Annotated in this window: 17 protein-coding genes and 2 pseudogenes; 8 read left to right on the top strand and 11 right to left on the bottom strand. The window is 41.4% G+C overall.

The features are described 5' to 3' along the window. Positions 1-30: 30 nt before the first annotated feature. The 4 genes and pseudogenes from CWM22_12400 to CWM22_12385 all read right to left on the bottom strand — a co-directional run bounded on the left by CWM22_12400 (position 31) and on the right by CWM22_12385 (position 3016). The gene (locus CWM22_12400) at positions 31-825 is read right to left on the bottom strand and encodes a formate transporter (protein ID AUC92635.1); all 795 of its coding nucleotides are present in this window, start codon (positions 823-825) and stop codon (positions 31-33) included. Between the two features lie 169 nt (positions 826-994). Next, a pseudogene (locus CWM22_12395) lies at positions 995-1084 on the bottom strand (hypothetical protein). A 79-nt stretch (positions 1085-1163) separates the two neighbouring features. Then, positions 1164-2399, bottom strand: a complete 1236-nt coding sequence (locus tag CWM22_12390) for an NAD(P)H-dependent oxidoreductase (GenBank protein ID AUC92634.1) — start codon at positions 2397-2399, stop codon at positions 1164-1166. A 14-nt stretch (positions 2400-2413) separates the two neighbouring features. Further along, entirely contained in the window at positions 2414-3016 is a 603-nt protein-coding gene (locus CWM22_12385; protein ID AUC92633.1) for an NADPH-dependent FMN reductase, read from the bottom strand. A gap of 127 nt (positions 3017-3143) precedes the next feature. Here CWM22_12385 and CWM22_12380 point away from each other — a divergent pair, with 127 nt between their 5' ends. After that, a complete protein-coding gene (locus CWM22_12380) occupies positions 3144-3503 on the top strand; it encodes a DUF454 domain-containing protein (protein AUC92632.1) in 360 nt (119 codons plus the stop codon). A gap of 255 nt (positions 3504-3758) precedes the next feature. On the opposite strand, the gene CWM22_12375 is transcribed toward CWM22_12380, so the two are convergent. The 7 genes from CWM22_12375 to CWM22_12345 form a co-directional block, all read right to left on the bottom strand. Further along, positions 3759-3881 (bottom strand): hypothetical protein, encoded by a 123-nt coding sequence (locus CWM22_12375; protein AUC92631.1) that lies wholly within the window; start codon positions 3879-3881, stop codon positions 3759-3761. Positions 3882-4025: 144 nt separating this feature from the next. After that, complete coding sequence (locus tag CWM22_12370) at positions 4026-4214, bottom strand: hypothetical protein (GenBank protein ID AUC92630.1); 189 nt, start codon at positions 4212-4214, stop codon at positions 4026-4028. Between the two features lie 265 nt (positions 4215-4479). After that, the gene (locus CWM22_12365) at positions 4480-4770 is read right to left on the bottom strand and encodes a hypothetical protein (protein ID AUC92629.1); all 291 of its coding nucleotides are present in this window, start codon (positions 4768-4770) and stop codon (positions 4480-4482) included. Between the two features lie 36 nt (positions 4771-4806). Beyond that, complete coding sequence (locus CWM22_12360) at positions 4807-5022, bottom strand: hypothetical protein (GenBank protein AUC92628.1); 216 nt, start codon at positions 5020-5022, stop codon at positions 4807-4809. A 160-nt stretch (positions 5023-5182) separates the two neighbouring features. Then, the gene (locus CWM22_12355; protein AUC92627.1) at positions 5183-5812 is read right to left on the bottom strand and encodes a bacteriocin ABC transporter ATP-binding protein; all 630 of its coding nucleotides are present in this window, start codon (positions 5810-5812) and stop codon (positions 5183-5185) included. Continuing rightward, the gene (locus CWM22_12350) at positions 5809-7917 is read right to left on the bottom strand and encodes an amino acid ABC transporter permease (GenBank protein AUC92626.1); all 2109 of its coding nucleotides are present in this window, start codon (positions 7915-7917) and stop codon (positions 5809-5811) included. Before CWM22_12350 ends, CWM22_12355 begins: the two co-directional genes overlap by 4 nt. Before the next feature lie 221 nt (positions 7918-8138). Continuing rightward, positions 8139-8423, bottom strand: coding sequence for a lactococcin 972 family bacteriocin (locus tag CWM22_12345; protein ID AUC92625.1), 285 nt, complete (start codon positions 8421-8423; stop codon positions 8139-8141). A 336-nt stretch (positions 8424-8759) separates the two neighbouring features. On the opposite strand from CWM22_12345, the gene CWM22_12340 reads away from it, so the two are divergent. From CWM22_12340 to CWM22_12310, 7 genes and pseudogenes are all read left to right on the top strand, one after another. After that, positions 8760-9626 (top strand): XRE family transcriptional regulator, encoded by an 867-nt coding sequence (locus CWM22_12340; protein AUC92624.1) that lies wholly within the window; start codon positions 8760-8762, stop codon positions 9624-9626. Positions 9627-10142: 516 nt separating this feature from the next. After that, complete coding sequence (locus CWM22_12335; GenBank protein AUC92623.1) at positions 10143-10586, top strand: deoxyuridine 5'-triphosphate nucleotidohydrolase; 444 nt, start codon at positions 10143-10145, stop codon at positions 10584-10586. Positions 10587-10592: 6 nt separating this feature from the next. After that, positions 10593-11126 (top strand): histidine phosphatase family protein, encoded by a 534-nt coding sequence (locus tag CWM22_12330; GenBank protein ID AUC92622.1) that lies wholly within the window; start codon positions 10593-10595, stop codon positions 11124-11126. A gap of 6 nt (positions 11127-11132) precedes the next feature. Further along, positions 11133-12500, top strand: a complete 1368-nt coding sequence (locus tag CWM22_12325; GenBank protein ID AUC92621.1) for a DNA repair protein RadA — start codon at positions 11133-11135, stop codon at positions 12498-12500. A gap of 386 nt (positions 12501-12886) precedes the next feature. Then, a complete protein-coding gene (locus tag CWM22_12320) occupies positions 12887-13381 on the top strand; it encodes a carbonic anhydrase (GenBank protein ID AUC92620.1) in 495 nt (164 codons plus the stop codon). A gap of 269 nt (positions 13382-13650) precedes the next feature. Further along, positions 13651-14409 carry a TIGR00266 family protein gene (locus tag CWM22_12315; GenBank protein AUC92619.1) on the top strand — a complete coding sequence of 253 codons (759 nt, stop codon included), beginning with the start codon at positions 13651-13653 and terminating at the stop codon, positions 14407-14409. A gap of 3384 nt (positions 14410-17793) precedes the next feature. Continuing rightward, positions 17794-21453 (top strand): annotated as a pseudogene (locus tag CWM22_12310) (cell wall anchor protein). The last annotated feature ends 1188 nt before the right edge of the window (positions 21454-22641 follow it).

Below are 22641 nucleotides of genomic sequence, written 5' to 3'. Positions count from 1 at the left end.
TGGTTTATCTTGGCTGTTTTTGTGGTAGGCTTACTGCTCAATATGGTTGGTTTTGGTTTGATTGAGCCAAGCGTAGGCGATACCGATAAAGAGACCGGCTCCGAGCCAATTTCCAAAAAAGACCACAATCCATTGACGAAGGATATTGATCATATTGAAGGCTTCGACATTGCTTCGAGTAGCGTTAAAAGCTAGGAGCATGAAAGATGCGAAATTGGCGACCAGATGCTCATTGATGAGGAAAACGAACATAAAAATGGAGGAAATGATGACAAAGAACTTAGCAGACTGTTCTTTGATGAGCATGAAGCCAAGTATTGCCATATTTACAAACATATTAGCCGTGATCCCTTCAATAAAATTACTCCAGTCAGATTTTCCAAGTTTGATGGTAACGGCATTGACGACAAAGCTCTTATCAGAGAGATTGAGGTAGGAGAAGGACTGATTGAAGAGCCAGGCTAGAATAGTAGCGCCTACAAAGTTAAAGAAAGTACAGTATAGCAGCATCAGTGTCACTTTTTTCCAGCTAATTTGCTTATAGTAGGCACCAGTTGTGAGATACATCATGTTAGATGTGGCTAATTCACCACCAAAAATAAGAACAAAAACCAGCCCAATAGCAAAGATGAAGGTAAAGACAAAGCGCGACAAACTTGGAAATTGACTGGCAATAACGTCTGCTCCGATAATACCGACAGCTGTTGACATAGTCAGGTAGGCTCCTGCATACATAGAACGCAAGGCATAGCGGCCTAGACTTTCGTCAAAAAGGGCTTCTTTTTTTGAAACTGCAGCTGAAATTTTTTCTTGAAATGGTGACATAGGAACTCCTTGTGAAATCAATATCAATGTTTTGTTTGAAAAATATGGGAGTGGGAAAGAACTCGACCAGTCTAAAAAGAGTTCCCCTCGCTTCCAAACAGTAGGTTCGGGCTAAAATAGTCCACTGGACTATTTTACTCCCACCCCCGTACAGCTCCAACTGTCTGGGAGACAGTTGGAGGTTGGAAATGAAGCGAACTCTGTTCGCATCAGTCGTAGAGGCCAGATTTGGAGTGTAAAAAACGAACAAATCTGCCAATCAACCACTGCGCTGAGATGTTGACACGAACTCTGAGAAGAGGTGCTGGGCTTTCTGCCCAGCCTCTATATGTGAACGATTAGTGAGCGGATGCACCAGAATCTGCATCTGTCGGTGTGGAAGTAGCAGGGGCACTACCAGCATCTGATGCACCAGAGGTTGCGTCAACATGTGCAGGAGCTGCGGCAGTTCCCGAACCACCAACCAAGCGTTGACCAGTAGCTTCAAGATACCAATCTAGCCATGGTTTGAAATTAAAGATAATTTCATTGATACCAGCGTAGGATCCGTCAGGATAGTACATAGCTTGGTAGTTGTGGGTGTTGATAATTTCAGCAGGGGTACCGGGTACAATGGTACGAACATATTCCTGGTTACCATTACGCAAGGTACCGACAACCCATTCAACATTCTTCATGCGGGCAGGAGGTAGCGTACCGTGGACAGTTGACAGGCGATTTCCTACTTGAGCAAGTACCCGTTTACCCAACATGGTATCAGGTTCTTGGTGACTATTGTTGTAGTAGAGGAACTGGTTATTATCATCTGCATAGGTCAATTCAAATGGCATCGCATTGAGGAACATATTGAGTTGGTTAACGGTCAACAGACCATTGTCCAGTTTAACATAGGTGTCTCCCTCAACTGCGTTAACCAATTTAGAAGCCTTTTCTAGCCAATCTGGATCATCGGGATCCACACCAGTGATGGTCGTCGCAATCGGCTTTCCACAGTCCAAATCTTCTGGTGCGATTGGTTTTGGTTTTTTCAATTTGGATACAACACCGACATACTTGATAAAGTTGTCTAGACAGCTTTCTAAGAATTTCACGGTGCCTTCATTGATGATATTGCCCTTATCGTCAAAAGCTTCTTTGGCCTTACCAAGGAGGAATTCATTACCTGGTAGTGTGTAAGCATTGACACCTGGTGCATCTAAAATTTTCCGTAGGTGAACTTGGGCACGAGAAGTTCCTTGATCGTAGTAAGATGCCCCGATAATCATAACTGGTTTATTTTCGAATGGGTGCAAATTAAAGCTGAGCCATTCCAGAGTACTCTTAAGGGCAGGGGTAATAGTATGATTGTGCTCAGGGGTAGCAATAATGACCCCGTCAGCACGGGTGATTTTGTTGTAAAGGTATTGAATTGCAAAACAATCAGACTGGTCTTCGTCCTGATTGAACATTGGAACATCTTTGATTTCCAAAAGTTCTAGTTCAAACTTCACTTTAAAGTGGCGTTGAATGAATTGCAATAGCATGCGGTTATAAGATTGATCTGCATTTGATCCAACAATTCCGACAAATTTCATAGTATATTCCTCTCTTACAGGTTTTCCCAATCGAAGTTTTCAGCTTCTTTTTGGAGTAATTTTTTTGCGTTAGACAGCTTGCCAGTCATGGTGACAAAGAGGCGGAAGTCATCAAAGATGGCATCCAGTTTTTGACTAGTTTCTAAATCAATGAGCTCCCCATTGGTATCAAAGGCTTGCAAGGAATGTGACAATAAAAATTCATCTGGCAAGACAGTGGCCTTGAGTTCAGGAGCGTTGAGAATTTGACGTAGCTGTAGTTGGGCACGAGAGGAACCAAGTGTTCCATAAGAAGCACCAGTAATCATAACTGGTTTGTTTAATAGTGGATAGACACCGTATGATACCCAAGCAAGGGCATTCATAAGGACAGCTGGAATAGAGTGGTTATATTCGGGAGTTCCGATGATGACTCCGTCAGCAGCCTCAATTTTTGCGACCAATTCTTTGACAATTTCTGGTAATTCTCGATTGGCTGGTTTATTGAAGATTGGGAGTTCCTTGATTTCAACCAGTTCGATATCTGCCTTATCAGCGAAGTGCTGTTCAATGTACTGCAAGAGTTTGCGGTTGGTTGAGCGAGCGGAGTTTGTTCCGACCAGTCCTAGAAGTTTCATAGCGTCTTCTCTCTTTCCTAAATTTGGTACTTTTATCATACCCGTTTATTCAATAAAATGCAAGCGTTTTCTGAAAATGTGATAAAATTGTTCAAAAATTCACGAGTTCTTTTGGTATAATATTAGTATGCAGAGAATATTCTATCTAGTATTTGGTTTTGTTAGTTTGATGCTTGGTGTCATTGGGATTGTTTTGCCGATAGTTCCGACAACTCCTTTTTTACTTTTAGCTGGTTTTTGCTTTGCGAGAAGTTCAAAAAGGTTTGAAAAATGGCTACGCAATACAAAAATTTATCAATTTTACGTAGCTGATTACGTTGAGACCAAATCCATTTCCCGCAAACGAAAAAAGCAAATCATCTGGCAAATTTACTTACTCATGGCAATTTCTATCTGGCTGGCTCCTATTTTATTGGTCAAAATAGGACTGGGACTATTAACAATCTTCATCACTTACTATTTGTTTTGGGTCATACCGGAGAAATAAAGTCAGATTTGAGGGGTGATCATCGTCCTCAAGGATGGAAAAGTAATCGAGCAAGGCAACCATAGCCAACTCCTCAAGCTCAACGGCTACTACGCCGAACTCTACCACAACCAGTTTGTGTTTGAATAGCACACCTCAAAAATCATAGCCAATTTCATTGAATAAATAGGAGGGCCAGAGTTCCATCTGTATCGTTTAGTCTGATTTTGAATGTTATTTGGTATAAGAATGTGAACAGCAAAAACCAGTCAATCTCTATTTCTGTGATTGACTGGTTTTTAATACTCTTCGAAAATCAAAATCAGACGTTGTTGGCTTGATTTGATGAACTTCAGTTCTATCTGCATCTGCGTCGCCTAGTCTGTTTTTGATTTTCATTGAGTATAAGTATTTGTTCTATACGACTTCAAGATTAAGCTAGATAACTTGATGCATTCAGTCTTGTATAGATTTTCTCGGAATGTTTTCATATTCATCTGATGTAGTTTATTAGCAATTTTCTAGTTAGTGAGTCGTTGATGGCTAGGGGTCATTTTTTGTTACTAAGAGATAAGCAACTGAAAAACCGACACTAATCCCTAGGGTAATCCACCATTTGAAGGGTTGGTGCAATATCCAAGAGCGAAGTCCACTAAGTAGGAAGACAACTAAGTGGAGGCCAATCAGAGTGAAAACTGTCGATTTTTTATGAAAGAGTTTGATTGGTTTCATAACTGTTTTCCTTTCCAAAATACTCTATGTGGGATTAAAATAGAAAAGAAAGTGAACTTGCCAGAGCAATAAGTAGGAAAATCCCTTTCCAAATTGGGAAATCTTTCTGAATGAACTTGTCCCCGTACAATGCAAGGGCTAGAGAAATCCAGAGAATGATTATTTTCAAGTAAACTATGTCGAGCACCTCCTAAGAAAATGGTTGGATTTATCCCTGAGATTAGTAGATAATCAAGATGTTTATGTTGGTTATGTCCATTCCTAATTATTTAGTTTTTGGAACAAGAAAATTCCAAATCGCGGCAGCTCGTGTTGCTGGGTGCTGTCTGTTTATTTCAAGAAATAACTCTGAAACTTCTGGAGTCAATGAGTTGCTTATTGCAAGAGGCGAAAGTTCTTGTTTTAAGTAAGCGATGACCTTTAAAAGGTATTCGTTGTGTTGAAGGGCAGTTTGTGTATGTTTCAATATCGCAAGTTCTTTGACCGATAAGAGCTGTGTGTCAAGGATAGTCTCAATTTGCCTTAATAAGGTTTTGTTCGTTTTGATATCTATTATTGTCTCTCCTTACATATATATCACAAAATTCGAAGCCTAAGTATTGATTCCCAGTACGACAACAAATGTTGCAAGATAGGCTACGATAAGCAAAAATAGGCTATAGAGACCAATGATTCCCCATTTTTTTGCAGGAGATACTTGCTTTTTATTTAATGTTTTAACTAGTTTATAACCTAGAAATAAACAAGCAAGGAATAGAATGAGAGCTAATACTTTTATGATTAAAAAAATGATGAATGCAGCAGTCATGGTTGTACCTCCTGGCTGTATTTTATGAAAGAACTAGATAAGTGTTGTGTTTATTTATCGTAAACTTGGGTCAAGTGATGCATGGCATACGTTCTAGAGCATTGATTTTTGCAGTTGTAGTGGAATGCCTGATTCGCCAAGGGTGTAGAAACTATCTAAATCATAAACGAACAATCCGCTGACACTTATCGGCAATATATGGATCGTGTGTGACGATAATCACTGTCTTACCACGATTATTCATTTCTATGAGAAATTGTAGGATTAAGTCCCTATTTTCTTGATCTAATGATCCCGTTGGCTCATCTGCCAAGATAAGATTGCTTGGTTTGAGTAGAGCCCGAGCGATAGCAATTCGTTGCTGTTCTCCTCCAGATAGCTCGGAAATTTTTTGTTTTAGCGTGTTTGCTAGTCCGATTTTTTCTAGTATATTTTTTATAGACTCTTCCTTTTCCCTTTTTGATAATCTGGTATATTTCAATGCCATCAGGAGATTATACTCGACGCTTTCGTTCTCAATTAGTGCAAAATTTTGGAATAGATAGGAAATTTGTTCCCGAATTATTTTTTGAGATGTCCTAGTGTTTACAGGTACGTTTGAATGACCAAATAGGAGGTAATTTCCTTCGTATTCACCGTCAAGCAAGCCAATGATGTTTAGTAATGTTGTTTTTCCGCTGCCACTTTTTCCAACAATTGCGACTAATTCACCTTGTTCAATGTGGAGGGAAAAATCATGTAGGATATGTTTTTGACCAATCTTTTTAAAGATATGTTCTAAATGAATCATAAGTTCTCTCCTTTCAAGTATTGTACAAGATTTTTTTGCTCCATGCTCAGCGATGTAAATAGGAAGATACCTCCATCAGCAATGGCAAATAGTAAAAAAAGTACAAGAGGAAATAGTGACTTACCAGCTATTAAAATAACTGGAAGAGGTAGCAAATAAAGTAATGCTAGTCCAATTAGAATTGGTTTATAGCGGTCAAGGAGTGACCATCCTAAAAATTTCATTGTGAAGATATGAGATTTTCTCCATAGGAACATACTCCTCACGATAAAATAGGAAACAACAATGCTCAGTAAGCAGATAATCGCAAACAAGGTGATGAAGTTACGACTAGCATCGCGGAAACTATCTACACATCCTTGTTGAATAGATTTTATTGATGAGAACTTGAAATAGCTATCATCAGGCAATTTCTGAAGAATTTGTTCGATTTTTTGTTGATTTTGAGGGGTATTTGCAATTTTAATTGGGCTACTTAATCCAGTATTTGACAGGTGTGCTTTATCTTCCCACGACATGTCGTTGTCATTGACCAGACTAATGATTGGATTAGTGAAATTGTTGGATAAGGTTTCATTGTAAGGGAAGAATGTCCAATCACTTTCATAATAAATGCATTCAACATCTACTTCGCTGATTGTTTTTATCACTTGTTCTTCATATTTCAGTGACAGCAAACCAATCAATTTTGCTAGATTTTCGTCAGACTCTTCATTTTCTTTCATTGATGCTGGAAAGAGTACGGTCAATTGTTTACTTGTATGTGGGATAGGAAATCCTATACTCTCGAGATAGGATTTGTTGGCATATAGAACAGGGATGTCATTAGCCAATGTTGAATGTTCAAATTCTTTGAGATGTGAGAAATTGCTAGGGTTTATGATACTAGAACGAATATAATAAGTTGGAAGATTTTCTGTCAAATTCTTATATAAGGAGTAATAATATTGATGAGCTTTGTCGGAACCAGACAGGCTATCTTGCCAGAGTTGATTTCCTGATTTTACGGTTTCGAGTGTTAGGAAATCTCCTTGTTTTTCCCACTGTTCTTGATAGTTCAACTCTTGATGTTCCTCATACATGCTATTTCCGACACCAATCATCAAAATAGTGATAAGAAGTGTGAGACAGCATTTGAAGAAATTATTGATATAGAACCCTGTTTTGAAGGAAACAAATCCTTTTATGATGGATGCTGCATTAATGCGTTGGATAATTGTGATGACTAAAATGTTGATGAGTAGATAGACTTGAAGGAGGATAAAATGTGCTAGCAGCATCATAGCTGAAAAACCTTGAGGAATGTAGTCAAAAAACAGAAATGGTAAACTATTTAGAATGATACTACCGATCCCTATGATTAGTATGTTTTGTTTTACATAGCGATAGAAAATCTCTAAGTTACTGTATCCAAGTATTTTTTCAACGCCGATATGTTTGATATCTAAAATTGGTTGATAGACAGAAGTTAATGAAAGGAGTAAAAATGCGATACAGCAGATGAGTGCTACTAGTAGCAAGTCTCTATTTATCAACTCTACTGCTGTTTCAAAGGTTGGTGTCAATAGTGTGGAAGAATCAATATTGAAAAAATGACTCAATTCCTGTACTATTTCAGTATCGTTTATTGATTTTGTTGATGTGACGGTATACTGACCATTTAGTGTATGGGATGTATCTTGAAAATAGTTTTTTAAAGTGATGAGCCGTATCGTCTTAGCCTGCAAAAATGTTGGGATATGCCCTAGTTTGTCGGAGGATTGTATATTTGTATAAGATCCACTTCCGTCTTCGTTAAAAGTAAGTTGCTGGATTCCAAAATCTTTATAAGGAAAGGTCTCATGAGAAAAAACACCTGCTTTTATTACCTCGGTGTTGCTATCTGTTTTGACAATTGAAACGTCGTATTTATCAGCAATTTTTTCAAAAAAATGCAGTAAATCCTGTGAAGGAACGGCACTATCGCGTAAATAAAATTGAAATGAATAGTCAGTCGTTCCTAATTCGCGTATGCGATTGATTTCCTTAGTATAGTGTAGATTTACAACGATAAAACTGACACAACACAGAAGTAGAATCATACAGAAATGGTTTAGCCTTTTCATCTGAACACCTCCTTATATACGTTTTCCGACCAGCACACCAATAGAGCTGGTCGGAAACTAACTATCTTTTTGAATTTGACTATCAGTCATTTAGCAATTGATGAGTAACAGTTGTTCCCGATTACCCTACTATCAAACATTTCTGAGCATGGTAATCGTTTGTTTCACAATTCCATCATTTGTGGATTCCTGATTTATTTTTAGTGTACACCTAGTGTTTATCAAAAACCATAGAAATATTCCATACCAGTTGGAGGGATTTTGGTAATTGATGCTTTAGCCCATATACCCGCACCTTGGCGTTGACGGTTTTCATGTTGCCCATTTCTTACAGTAGCAGTATGAGAACGTGTTGGATGATGGTAGTTGGAATATCCGTAGGTTCCTGTCCATCCGACTCCATAATGCCATTCACCACCTTCGACAAAGTCTGCAAAGGCGACTGTGGATGCCATTAAACTACAAGCGATTCCCACCGCAAAAACTAATTTAGCAAACTTTTTCATGATAATTTTCCTTTCTAAGTGTATTTTTATTTTTAAGATTAGCTTTCCCATCCCCTCCACCCAACATATAGTTTTCAGTCATTTTCCTCCTTTCCAGAGTGGTGAGATAGTGGTAGCTTATTTATTGATAACTGGCCAAATGATAACCCATCCACCCCCTAAAAGTTGAGGGGCTAGTAGGATGGCTGAGTAAGTTAAAAGCAAGAGATAGTTTTTCCAATTTTTCATAAAAGTGCCTCCTATTATTTTGTTTGTTTTTCTTTACTATTATGGTATCATAGAATAAATGCAAAAGATGAAAACGTAAACATTTCTCACATTTTTTGGAGGTCTTGCATGAAATGGGATTTTGGAACAGTCTTAAAAGAAATTCGTAAGTCCAAAGGGCTTAGCCAGCAGGATGTTTGTGGAGATGCCTTGTCACGGACGACCCTATCAAAAATTGAAAACAACAAGGAGTACCCTACCATTGCCCACTTTTCCCATATCCTCCGTCAGTTGGATATGACCTTTGCGGAGTTTGACTATATCTGCCATGCCTATCAGCCTTCGGAGCGTTCGTCTATCATCCATCGCTTTGAAAATCTGAGAGGACAATTTTTTTCTGAATCAAACTGTCAAGATTTTTTGTACCAAGTAGAGCAGTATTTGAAGAGGCAGGAAGATATACGGGTTCAGCGGATAGAACAACAGATACGGTTAGCACTCTCTATTTGTCAGACAGGAGATGGGGAGCGGACCAGACAGTTGGGGCAAGCACTCTGGAAAGAATTGGAGAAGTCAGACACTTGGTATTTAGCTGATTTTCGTAAGTTGGGTCTGGTACTTCCAATCATTCCTATATCCCAATTGAAAGGCTTTGTAGATAAAATCTTGCTTTCCTTGGACAAGTATAAGGACTTCAGAGATGTACAGGTTAGTCAGTTTGCTTTTCTTTACAATCTATCGACTGTTTTGTTGAAAAATGAAGAGTACCAACTTTGTGTTTCAGTAATGGAAAGAGTTTACACTATGGCTCAGGAAAGTATGCGGATTGATTATGTAGGCATGGCCAATGTTCGCATGGGTATCTTTCGGCAGGATAGAGGGATGGTGGACAAGGGACTTGCCATTCTCCGAGCTGCAGACTTGCTAGAGTTGGTTGAACAGTTGGAGAAAGAAGTCGAGGAGTGTTGGGAGATTTTTGGCTCGGAAGTGGTTTGAACTGCTTGAGCTAGTTTATAGTAGTAGCACCTGTTTATCAGGTGTTTTTTGTTGAAAATCGCAGGCTTTTACGAATTAGTGTATAATAGAGCTAGTAGCTGACAATCGTGCTATTAAATCAAGTCCTCAATACTGTATCATTTGACAATCGAATAAAGGGGTGCTATACTGATGTTGTTAACAAACGCGGTAAGAATGTTAGCACGGTATCAAAAAAGCCCCCAACGCTGCAACGTTGAGGGTTTTTCTTTTGCCCCTGGGGCTACTTTCTGCGATTGTTTAGCCAATATTCAAACAACGATGTCAGAATACTAACCAACAACGGCAGAAAAAACACGGTAAGAATGATTTCCGCCACGGTATCACCTCCCTTCAAAAAAGTCCGGGGGCTTGTCTATCATATCAGATAGCATGATGCATTGTCAAAGGGATTGTGCATATAAACCTAAGTACGATAAAAACCAATCTAAGAAACCTTATTAAATTACCATTCGAAAGGATAAAAGAAAAAATATTATGAAAATCCGTGGATTCGAACTGGTCAGCCAGTTTACAGATGAAAACTTATTGCCAAGACGTGAGACAGCCCACGCAGCAGGTTACGACCTAAAGGCTGCGGAGACGGTCAGCTTGGAGCCAGGCGAAATTAAGCTAGTGCCGACAGGTGTTAAGGCCTATATGCAGGCAAACGAAGTCCTCTATCTCTACGACCGCTCGTCCAACCCTCGCAAGAAAGGCCTGGTCCTGATTAACTCTGTTGGGGTTATTGACGGCGACTACTATGGCAATCCAGCCAATGAAGGTCATATCTTTGCCCAGATGCGAAATATCACCGAGGAAACCGTCGTGGTGGAAGCTGGCGAGCGAATTGTGCAGGCTGTTTTTGCCCCCTTCCTTTTGGCTGACGGCGATCAGGCCGACGGCGTTCGGACAGGTGGATTTGGCTCGACAGGGAAATAGACTACTATGCAGATTCTTTTTGTGCGACATTCCGAGCCCGACTACAGCATGTTTGACCAGCATGATAATCCTCGGCTGTATGCAGGTTTTGGGCGGGATTTGGCTCCTTTAACTGAAAAGGGGCGAACTTTAGCTCAGGAAATTGCTAGTAATCCTATCTTTTCCCAAGCTCAAGTAGTCATCGCTTCAAGCGTCACGCGGGCCTTGGAGACTGCAACTTATATTGCTCATGCCAACCAACTGCCTCTTCTGGTCGAGCCCTTTTTTCATGAGTGGCGACCAGATATGACGGGGCAAAATGCCAGTCAAGATGAGGCTGTCTTAGCTCATCGATTATTTTTGGAAAATGGCGGAGCAGTGCCTGAGTCTTCACCTGTTCGCTACGAGACTGCTGCGGAGATGAGAGAGCGATTTTTACAGGCCCTTGAAAAATACAAAGCCTATGACCGAATCGTTATCGTCTGTCATGGTATGCTGATACGCCAGTTTGTTCCCAAAGAAATTATAGCCTACTGCGAAATCCTAGAATACACTCTATAGGAGGAAATGACCATCGCTAAGAAAAAAACAACCTTTGTCTGTCAATCCTGCGAGTACCACTCGCCTAAGTATCTGGGCCGTTGCCCCAACTGTGGCTCCTGGTCTAGCTTTGTCGAGGAAGTGGAAGTCGCTGAAGTTAAGAACGAGCGGGTCAGCCTGACAGGTGAGAAGACCCGTCCGATGAAGCTCAATGAAGTTTCCTCCATTCAAGTGGCCCGTACCAAGACCAATATGGAGGAGTTTAACCGCGTCCTCGGTGGTGGCGTGGTGCCGGGAAGTCTAGTTCTCATTGGAGGCGATCCAGGGATTGGCAAGTCCACCCTGCTCTTGCAAGTATCCACCCAGCTGTCCACCATCGGTACCGTCCTCTACGTGTCGGGGGAGGAGTCTGCCCAGCAGATTAAGCTCCGTGCCGAGCGTTTGGGCGACATTGACAGCGAGTTCTATCTCTATGCGGAGACCAATATGCAGAGCATTCGGACCGAGATTGAGAAAATCAAGCCAGATTTCCTGATTATCGACTCTATCCAGACCATTATGAGTCCGGACATCTCCAGCGTGCAAGGTTCTGTCAGTCAGGTCCGTGAAGTGACCAATGAACTCATGCAGATTGCCAAGACCAACAATATCGCAACCTTTATCGTCGGCCACATGACTAAGGAAGGCACCCTGGCTGGACCGCGGACCTTGGAGCACATGGTAGACACCGTTCTCTATTTTGAGGGCGAGCGGCAGCACACCTTCCGTATCTTGCGGGCGGTCAAAAACCGCTTTGGCTCCACCAACGAAATCGGCATTTTTGAAATGCAGTCACAGGGTTTGGTCGAAGTTCTCAATCCAAGTGAGGTCTTTCTGGAAGAGCGTCTGGACGGGGCGACAGGCTCTGCGATTGTCGTGACCATGGAGGGTACCCGCCCAATCCTTGCGGAAGTGCAGGCTCTGGTGACGCCGACCATGTTTGGCAATGCCAAGCGGACCACGACAGGCTTGGATTTCAACCGTGCCAGCTTGATTATGGCGGTTTTGGAAAAACGGGCAGGCCTGCTCCTCCAAAACCAAGATGCCTACCTCAAGTCAGCAGGCGGTGTCAAATTGGATGAACCAGCTATTGACCTGGCGGTCGCAGTTGCCCTTGCCTCCAGTTACAAGGATAAGCCGACTAACCCACAAGAGTGCTTTATAGGCGAAATCGGTCTGACAGGTGAAATCCGCCGCGTCAATCGGATTGAACAACGGATTAACGAAGCCGCCAAACTAGGCTTTACCAAGGTCTATGCCCCTAAAAATTCCCTGACAGGAATCAAGGTACCAAAGGAAATCACTGTTATCGGCGTGACCACCATTGGCGAAGTCTTGCAGAAAGTGTTTAAGTGACGAAAATATTCGGGGGAGTGGGAAAGAACTTGACAGGTAAAAAGAGTTCGTCAACAAGTCCTTTTTTCCAGTTGTTGAGCTGAAACAGTCTATCCCCAGACTGTTTCACTCCCACCCCCCGCACAGCTCAAACTGTCTGGGAGACAGTTTGAGGTTGGAGATAAAGCGAACTTTGTTCGCAACAATCGTAATGGTCAGATTTGGAGTGTTGAGCACGAACAAATCTGCCAATCAACCACTGCGCTGAGATGTTGACACGAACTCTGAGAAGTGATGCTAAGCTTTTTATTACTCCTCTTTTTGCGACAAATAGTCGGGAATATGATAAGCTAGAACCAACTTATTTTCTGAAAAATTCAGAAATTCTTATCAGACAAGGAGGTCCTATGTCTTATTTTCAAAACTTTATGAAGGCCAACAAGGCCTATGTTGACCTACATGGTGATTACCATTTGCCTCTTCGTCCAAAGACCAAGGTGGCTATCGTGACCTGTATGGACTCACGGCTTCACGTGGCGCAGGCTTTGGGCTTGGCTCTGGGTGATGCCCACATTTTGCGGAACGCAGGTGGGCGTGTGACGGAGGACATGATTCGTTCGCTTGTCATTTCCCAGCAGCAACTCGGTACACGGGAAATCGTGGTGCTCCACCATACAGACTGCGGTGCCCAGACCTTTACCAATGAAGACTTTACGGTCCAACTCAAGCGGGATTTGGGGGTGGATGTGGCTGGTCAGGACTTTCTTCCTTTTACAGACATTGAAGAAAGCGTGCGGGCAGATATTGCCCTTTTGAAACAATCTCCGCTCATACCTGACGACGTTGAAATTTCAGGGGCTATTTATGATGTGGATACGGGTCGTATGACGGAAGTTATCTAGTCATTCAGTTTATCTTTTATTACGTCGTTAACTTGCTTTGCTGTACTCTACGAACGTTACTTACTGTCGTAAGTATGATTTCCAACCTTCAACAGTCCGCTGGACTATTGAAGCAACCTGCAGCTCACTTCCTAGTGCTGAAAGACTATGTAATAAAAATGGGGGAACAGATGGTGCGGTTTCCCGTATTTTTTATAAAAATACTTGACAGGGTTTGGTTTTAGTTGTAGAATTGTGTTATATAAATAACACAAAAAGGAGACCTTCTCATGTCAGATAACCGTATGAAATACACAATCGATAGCAATATGCAATTTCCTTTAGTGGAAATTGCCTTAGAGGCTGGTGAATCAGCTTATATTCAACAGGGGAGTATGGTTTACCATACGCCGAGTGTGACTTTGAATACCAAACTCAATGCGCGTGGTGGTTCAGGTTTTGGTAAATTGATGGGGGCCATCGGTCGGTCAATGGTATCAGGCGAATCTATGTTTATCACGCAAGCCATTTCCAATAGTGACGATGGAAAAATTGCACTTGCGCCTTCAACGCCAGGTCAGGTTATTGCCTTGGAACTTGGTGCAGAGCAATATCGACTAAATGATGGTGCCTTCCTTGCCCTTGATGGTTCTGCTCAATATAAAATGGAACGCCAGAGTGTTGGGAAAGCTTTCTTTGGCGGTCAGGGTGGACTCTTTGTGATGACGACAGAGGGGCGCGGAACACTTTTGGCGAATGCATTTGGTTCTATTAAGAAGCTAACTTTGGATGGTGGAAGTATCACCATTGACAATGCTCATGTGGTTGCTTGGAGTCGTGATTTGGACTACAATATCCATATGGAAAATGGTTTTCTCCAATCTATCGGTACAGGTGAAGGAATCGTTAATACCTTTACTGGTTATGGAGAAATCTATGTACAGAGTTTGAACATTGAGACTTTTGCTCAGGTCATTGGTAATCATATTGTCGGTGCAGGTGGTGACGGTGGTGGTGGAAGCACATCATTGCTGGATGCAATTTTTTAATAGTGGAGAAATAGAAGCTGAGGGCTACAACCTTAGCTTCTTTTTAGTTATATTTTAAATCGTACAAATAGAATCTTTAAAAATTCTCTAATATTTTTGGGGACCTCCAAAAACTAATTTTCTAAAATTTAAAATGTTGATTTAACAAGGCTTTCGTAACTCCAAATTTGCAATTTTGGGAGTTTATAGAGGTGCCCTTATTTAGTTACCAACTTGTCCCATAGTAAGTTCTACCTTATTTCTTTGTCTCAGTCTAATTTCCAGTTTTTAAGACACACTAGAACTTACTTTGGGAATTTAGCACTGAAATTTTTCATGCGTATGACGTGTACTTCCAGAAATTTTGCTTGAACTTTCTAAATAGGTATGTTATACTTGTAAACTGGATAAGGAAATTACCTCTCCTTAAATATTTAAGGGGGGGTAATTTTTTTTCTATTTTTACGAGGAGAGAGAAAAAAGTTGAAATCGTGGGTAAAAGTAGTAAGCAAGTTTCTATTTGCTTTGTTAGTCATAGACTCTATAACGACAACAGCTATCGCCTTATCAGAAACGACTTCGGAAGAAGCAATGATACGCGATACATACTTAAAATCCTATCAAGAGGATACCACTAAGTTATCGCTCACCATTGATAAGGAACAAACGAATTCCGAACAATTAGCTGTTAAACTTAAAGTTGCGGAAGGAGTAATAGATGAGCAAGGATTAACCTTGATTCTGCAAAGCGGTCTGGCTTTGGGTCAAAATGACCAAGGGCAGGACATACTTCCTGAAGGTTTCTACCGAGATGAGACTTATAATGAAGATGACAGAAAAGCTACTACAGAAACTGAAGAAACGGACGATTCCCTTGCGAAAGGATTAGAACAGTTGCCTGTTTATGGTGAAGGGTACTATTCTTTAAGAATCAAACCGAATGCCAATCGCTCTGTTGCTTTAATTACTGACACAAGTGACAGTAGTAAGCGATTTGAGGAGCATGTCTTTGTTTTCAAAAAGGTTTCCGAGGTTCAGACTGGGGAAATGGTCGCAGTGACCAATGAGCACTATCTGACAATCCTTAAAGAAAATCAATCTGTATTTACCAACCAAGAGACAACGGAAATTAATGCATCAACTGAGATTCCTAGAGGTCCCGGTAGTATTACCATTCAACTGAGAGCATACGAAGAGAATAATCCAGACCCTCAGGTGCCCTTGACCGAAAGTGAGTTTGAGATCTCATTGGTAGACCATCCAGAGCAAACGATGAAAGGGACGACGGACTTAAACGGAAATGTGACCTTTGAAAATATCGCACTGGGGTCTTACACGATAAAGCAACTCACTTCCAATTCAGATTATACAATCGCTGAACAGATTGAAACGGTGGAACTGACAGAGGCAGAAACAACCAAGACAGTTGGTGTTACCAATACTGAAAAGAATGCATCGGAACGACAGAATGTTGGTATTAGCCGTTCTTCTCGGAGCAGGAGAGCTGTCACAGAAGCAACTTCTAATTCGACCACAACAACTGTTACAAACCCAGATGGAACAACAACTACTTATACACGTGAAGAGTCTATCTTCAAGTACATCTTCAAGCCAATCACAATTTCAACCCCAGGTTTCTATCAGAGTTATGCACAAGATGGTGTCTTGAAGAAAAAGGAAGTAGTGGTTGACTCAGCTACTAATACCACAAAAATCATCTGGGAGTATACGACTACGGTAGGGGGCGCTAATAGCAATATCACCTCTATTAGAAATGCCTTCTCCACCACAATGGACTCAGGTCTAGGAGAACCACGAATTACCTCAGTCAAAAAAAATGGCACTCCGATAACAACCAATACGACCTACTATGGTAGCTCAGATAACTTCAAGTCTGCAACAGATAACTTACCAGTTGAAAATGGAACATACGTCTATACGATTGAAACTCCTGTAGTGATTCCAAGTGATAACTATAGTTTGGATTATCGCTCAGAAGTAACGGTTGACGCACCAAAGGGAAGTAAACTGACCTATAATGATACCTCTGTTACCTTAAGTCAAGCTGAAACGCGTACCTTATCAACAGCAGATACCATCACACTTCCAGCTGGAAATGACGGAGGTCCTTTAGGAGACTTAAAAGTTGATACGGTCAATACTTCAAATGTCAATCGTACGATTGGGAAGTATCGTGATGGCGATGACAAGGTCATCGAATGGACAAGCTCACGGTTGAATGATACGTCAGAAGCTCAAACCTTCACATTTGATGTCGCTTTAGACAATTCACAGGCGGTTCATGAGAACAAGGTTTATATCTATACACCGACTGCTACAGGTAGCTACATAGAAAGTTCTGCAACTGTTGTAACACCGACAAATAATCAAATTACAGTTACGGATGTTCCGCCAGGTGCTATTGCTCTAGTCAAGACGATAACGAATGTCACAAACGAGAAAGCTAACCATACTATTTCAGGAGCACAACTAGAAGCCCTGAAAGGTGATATTACCATACAGAAAAACTGGGAGACTGGTAGTGATAAGGTCGATGTGACCTTTACGGCAAATGGTGGAAGTTTAACCAATCGCACGGCAACAATTAGCGCAAATACGAAACAAGTTACGATTGCTAATGTTGACAAGTTTTCTGGTACAGGAAGCACAGCGACTAAAAAGAGGATATACTATGAAATAACCGAAGCTGTCCCATCAGGCTACATTCTTTCTAGCAGACAGACAGACTGGAACACTCTTACCTATCTCTTTACAAATAAAAAAGACAATACAACGACACCGATATTTCCAACGGGTACTTGTGGGAACTATGGCGTAACCAGTATAGACCCTGTCAGTATCAATTACGTTATGTATCAGTCAGGTTCTACTATTTGGGGCGGTTTTGATGGTTCGATGAGAGTGAACTTGAAAATACCTGCTTTTGCGCGTGCAGGGGACTCATTTACGTTAGAACTGCCACCAGAGTTAAAGTTGAGTCATGTTGCCAGTCCTAATTATGTATGGTCCACTGTATCTGCAAATGGTAAGACGATAGCTAATGTATATCATGAAAAAGATAACTTACTTCGTTTTGTATTGACAGCAGATGCTTATTCTGTACAGGAATATTATGGTTGGTTTGAGATTGGTACACCAACCAGTAAGGTGATAAAAATTAACAACAGAGCAACGAACGAACTCTATAAAACAGGGGTCATCCCAAATCTTCCAGATTGGTACACTACGGCTACTCGTAATCAGACATATGTTAGCAAGAAGCTGAATTTCAAATCCACTTACAATGGAAGTGGGATGAATTGCGAAAAAACGGTACAGACAAATGGGACTTTAGATGCTACAAACACTGATGGTAGTGAAGGAGGACTGTCTAGGTTTGGAGGAATGAATAAATACCAATATAGTCAGACTGCCGATACGTTTACTTGGGAACTGGTCTATAATGCAGTTGGCGCAAATATAGGTAGTGCTAGTGGGGATCAGCGAAAATTTTGGGATTTTTTACATCCAGGTTTAGAATTATATCCTAATGGAAACGTAGCAAGTAGTATTCCTCAATCTATCGAAATCTATGTAGCAGATGGTACCAAGGCTATGTCCTATTCCAAGGATAGTTTGGTGAAGTTAGGTTATAAAGGGACTTCACAAAATGGAGATGTCCATCATTATGGTTTACCAGACAATAGTATAGGTGTATCGGTAAAGGTTTATAGCGAAAGAAATTCCGATGCTGCATTTGATAATTTTACTAGTACTCACACAATTGAATTTTACCATGATGGAAATACGGCCAATAAGGCAATTGTAGTTCGATTGACGGAGAGGAAAAAGTACCAAACGAACGGACTGTACTATAATGGTATGAGTGTTAAGTATGGAAATCCAGTTCTGGGCAACGGAAGAACAAGAAGGATTTATCGTCGTGAAGGAGATACAGTCTCACAAGGTGGTGCTTATCCTGTAGATTGGTATAGCCTGAAATTGAAAAAAGTTACGAATGAAAATGGTCAAAAACGTCCACTAGCAGGTGCAGTTTTAACACTGTATAGAGGGACTGCGCCGTATCGAACTGCAGTTTCTGATGATGATGGGAATATTCAGTTTTCAGAGATAACTGCCGGTACTTATACCTTTAGAGAAACGCAAGCTCCACCTGGCTATATCTTAGACCCGACAGAGCACAAGATTGTTATCACTAATAGTCAAAACATTACCATTGATGGCAAACAATACGATGCCAATAGTCCAACAGAAGTTGTCAATACCAAGCCAGCTACACTCCAAATCAATAAGTTTGAGCTTGGTGAAATTCAGCCACTAAAAGGTGCGGTCTTCAGACTTAAGAGCAAAAATGGTGGAAACTATGACATCACCATCGGAAATACCCTTCCAGCGAGTCAGTTTATATTTGCCAACCTCACAAAAGGGACTTATACCTTGACGGAAACAAAAGCTCCAGCAGGTTATAAAGCTATTTCTCCGATTGACATTGAAGTCTATGAAGAGAATGGAGAGCTGAAAATACGTAAGTTAACAGATACTGGCAATACTCAGACAGGAGCCATTGAAGCTATCAACGGTAACTTTAGCATCAATGTTGTGGATGAGGACTTCAGTACCGAGTTTACCAAGGTAAACGAGCAAGGTCAGCCACTCGCTGATGCAGTGTTTGAACTTCGTCAGATGACCCAAACAGGCTACAAACGAGTGTTGACAGGGTTGACCTCAAATGCACAAGGGAAACTTCGAGTAGATCACCTGCAAGGTGGGACAACCTATGAACTCTGGGAAACCAGTGCACCATCAGGTTATAGCAAGCTAACCACAGCTGCCGCTCGATTCACCGTTTCTGACACAGGTACGATTACCTTTGCATCAGGAGGCAGTCAAATCACTAACCGCCCTCCAACTTATAAGGTGAAAGTGCAGAAAGTAGATGCACTGACTGGACAAAAAGTAACTGTGCAGACCCGCATCGGTATCACTGATAGCCAAGGGCATGTCATTGAGGGACAAATTTCAAACTTTACCAATGGAGAAGTAAGTTTCCCTAAAAACTTTGCCCCAGGAACATACTACATCAAAGAAGAAACAACTCCGTCTGGTTATATCGGCTTATCAGGTTTGGTACCATTTACCATTCGGGCAGATGGTGTAGTGGAAGTATCTAGTGATTATCTTGAAGGTATTGACGTGACGACGAGCTCACCAGATACGATTACGATAAAAGTAAAGAACTATCCACTCGGAAAATTCAAAGTTAGCAAGCGTGTCAAAGGGATTAGTGATATGACCAATCTTATCACTGGGCAAATGACCTTTACGTTGACCAAGAATGATGATCCAAACGTCACCATCGTCAAACAGCAAGCTGCTAACCAAGACTTTGTCTTTGAAAACCTCCAGCCTGGGGTCTATACTCTGACAGAAACCCAAGCCCCATCTGGCTACATCAAATCGACAGAAACGTACACGATTCATGTTGATAGAGATGGCAGTGTGCGCTTCTATCCTAATTCAGACACTAGTAGTCACCTTGCGACTGGTTTACGTGTCATCAAGTCAGCTGAAATTGCAGCAGCCGCAACCCATGGTTCTAGCACAGAAGATAAGGCGCTAGACGGTACTTTGACAACTGGAGCCTTGTACCGATTGCCGAACTCGACATTGAATGAAGGTCAATGGTGGGGAGTGGATTTAGGTTCGGTTCAACGCGTGACGCAAATCCTCTTTGCGCAAGGTAAAAATGCTACAGATGGTAGTGACCGTGACAAGATGGATAGCTATACCCTTGAGTATTCATCAGATGGCATCACCTACCAATCACTTGGTGATTTCACAACGCTTGACCTTACTCAATCGGTAGATATCTATGCACGATACATTCGTGTACGAAATCTACAGACAGGAACAGGGAGATGGTTGGGAATCAGAGACCTGCAGGTAAGTGTTCGAGATGCTACCCAAACGATTGACGCAGGTGGAAGTAATGATACAGCCAATATTATTAAAATCGGTAACATCGAAAACCCAGAGTTCAAAATTGAGAAGGTTGATAGCAATAACACCCAAATCTCAAAACCTGTCATCTTTAAGCTCTACAAAGTTGACGATAGTACAACAGCAGATACTGTATCAAGTGTTACTCTTAATGACAGCAATCTTGTGCAAACCTTGACCTTTACAGGTCAAAGTAGCATGACTAGGTTAACTGCGACAGCTCTGGGCAAATATGTTCTTGTGGAAGCGCAGGCACCAGAAGGCTATGATGGCTTGACTGCCCCAGTCTTGCTGGAATTGGAGGAAACCACACGAGCCTATGACGTGACCCAACAAAAAGCTGTGACACGTTTTAGAGTTTTAAGTCAAACGAATTCGGTCAGCGTAACAGATTTACCAGCTGTTAGCGGAGTTCTTGCGAATGCTATTAGCATTAAAGTAAAAAATACGCAAAAAAGCTATAACTTTAAAGTCATCAAGAAAGACTTGACGACAAATGCTGGACTGGATGCCCGTTTTGAACTTTATCGTGAAAATGGTAGTCGTGTCGATGCCGGAAATACGACGTCGTCTGGTGAGAACCTTGTCTTCCGTAATCTCAATCCTGGTGTTTATGTCCTCAAAGAGGTACGGACACCAAGCAATTACAATGGAATTACGGATATTAAGGTACAGATTGCTGCCAATGGAACTCTAACCGTTCTTGAAGGACCAGCAGAACTCTTGACGACCAGCAATGCAGATGAAAATCGAGAAATCCGCCTGACTGTAAAAAACGTTCCATTCCTTGAGATGAGCGTTCAAAAACTGAAAAAGGCGACAGGTATCAGTCTGGCAGGCGTTCGATTGAAAATAACTGCACTGGATCAAACACCTGCTCCAAACTTTAAAGATGTGACATGGCATCAAAATCATTATAGTGGTGTTGCTAACTCGACTGCTAAGACAGTAGAATGGACGACACGAGCTGATGTAGATGCAGTCTTCTTGCTTCCACAGGGGCGCTATAGATTGGAAGAAATGAGTGCTCCAGGTGGTTACAAACAGTTAGAAGCATTTACATTTACTGTTAATGCTTCCAATCAGATTGTACTTGGGGTGGATGCCCCTGCAAACCTAGTGGGGACTACAACCAAGGATAACCGTTTGTCTATCGTCCTTAAAAATGAGTTTGAGAAGAAAATCAAGGTTAAGAAAATAGACAAGACCAAACAAACGCTTCTCGCAGGAGCCAAGTTCAAGCTCTTTGCTTCTGACCAAACAACCCAGATAGGGGATGAAAAGACAACAAATAGCCAAGGTATTCTTGAATTTACTGTTACAGATGCAGGAACCTACTATCTCCAAGAAAGCCAATCACCAACAGGTTATGTTACCAACGGTAAAAAGTACAAGCTGGTGGTTGCAGAAGATGGTAGCGTAACGACAGATAATGGAGATGACAACTTTGCTATCGGTGACATTGATGCGACGGATCGCTCAACAACGATTACCGTTAAAAATGAACGTCGTAGCATCAAAGTGAAGAAACGGGACTACCATAATCCAGCGACTGGATTGAACGCTCGATTTGAACTCTTTACAGAGGATAATCGACCTGTAGTCATTGATGGTGTCGGTATGAAAGGCACTACCAGCAATGCTGATAACAGTATTACCTTCTCAAACTTGCCAGTCGGCATCTATATCTTGAAAGAGACAGTCGTTCCGACCGGTGGTTATAGACCAGTCTCAGAATTACAAGATATTAAGTTTGAAATTCAAGCAAATGGTACCTTGAGACTGATTACCGCAGATACCAATATGGTCAGCGTTGACGCTTCTCAAGGCAATACCATCGAACTCACCATAAAAAACTTTAAACAATTTACCTTTAAACTCCAAAAAACCGACAGCGGTGATGAAAATCATCTACTGGATGGCGCACGGTTTACCATCTATCGAGATGCAGATAATAATGGTGTGGAGGAAGAAGTGGTAGCGAGTGGTGTCACCACAAACGGTGTCTTTGAAACCCCGCTCAGCTTTGGTTACTACATTTTACAAGAGACCACTGCTCCGACAGGTTATCAAGTAAACACCAAAAAATATCGCTTCCAGATAAACCATGATGGCACGACCTTCCTGCATAATGGAGACGACACGGTGACGCTAGCGGAAAGAGCAGATGGGAACAATATTGTACTCTTCACCATGAAGAATACCAAACAAACCAGCTATTTCAAACTCGCT

The organism is Streptococcus suis (assembly GCA_002831545.1).
Lineage (GTDB): Bacteria > Bacillota > Bacilli > Lactobacillales > Streptococcaceae > Streptococcus > Streptococcus suis_P.
This window is presented reverse-complemented; position numbering and strand designations above follow the sequence as displayed.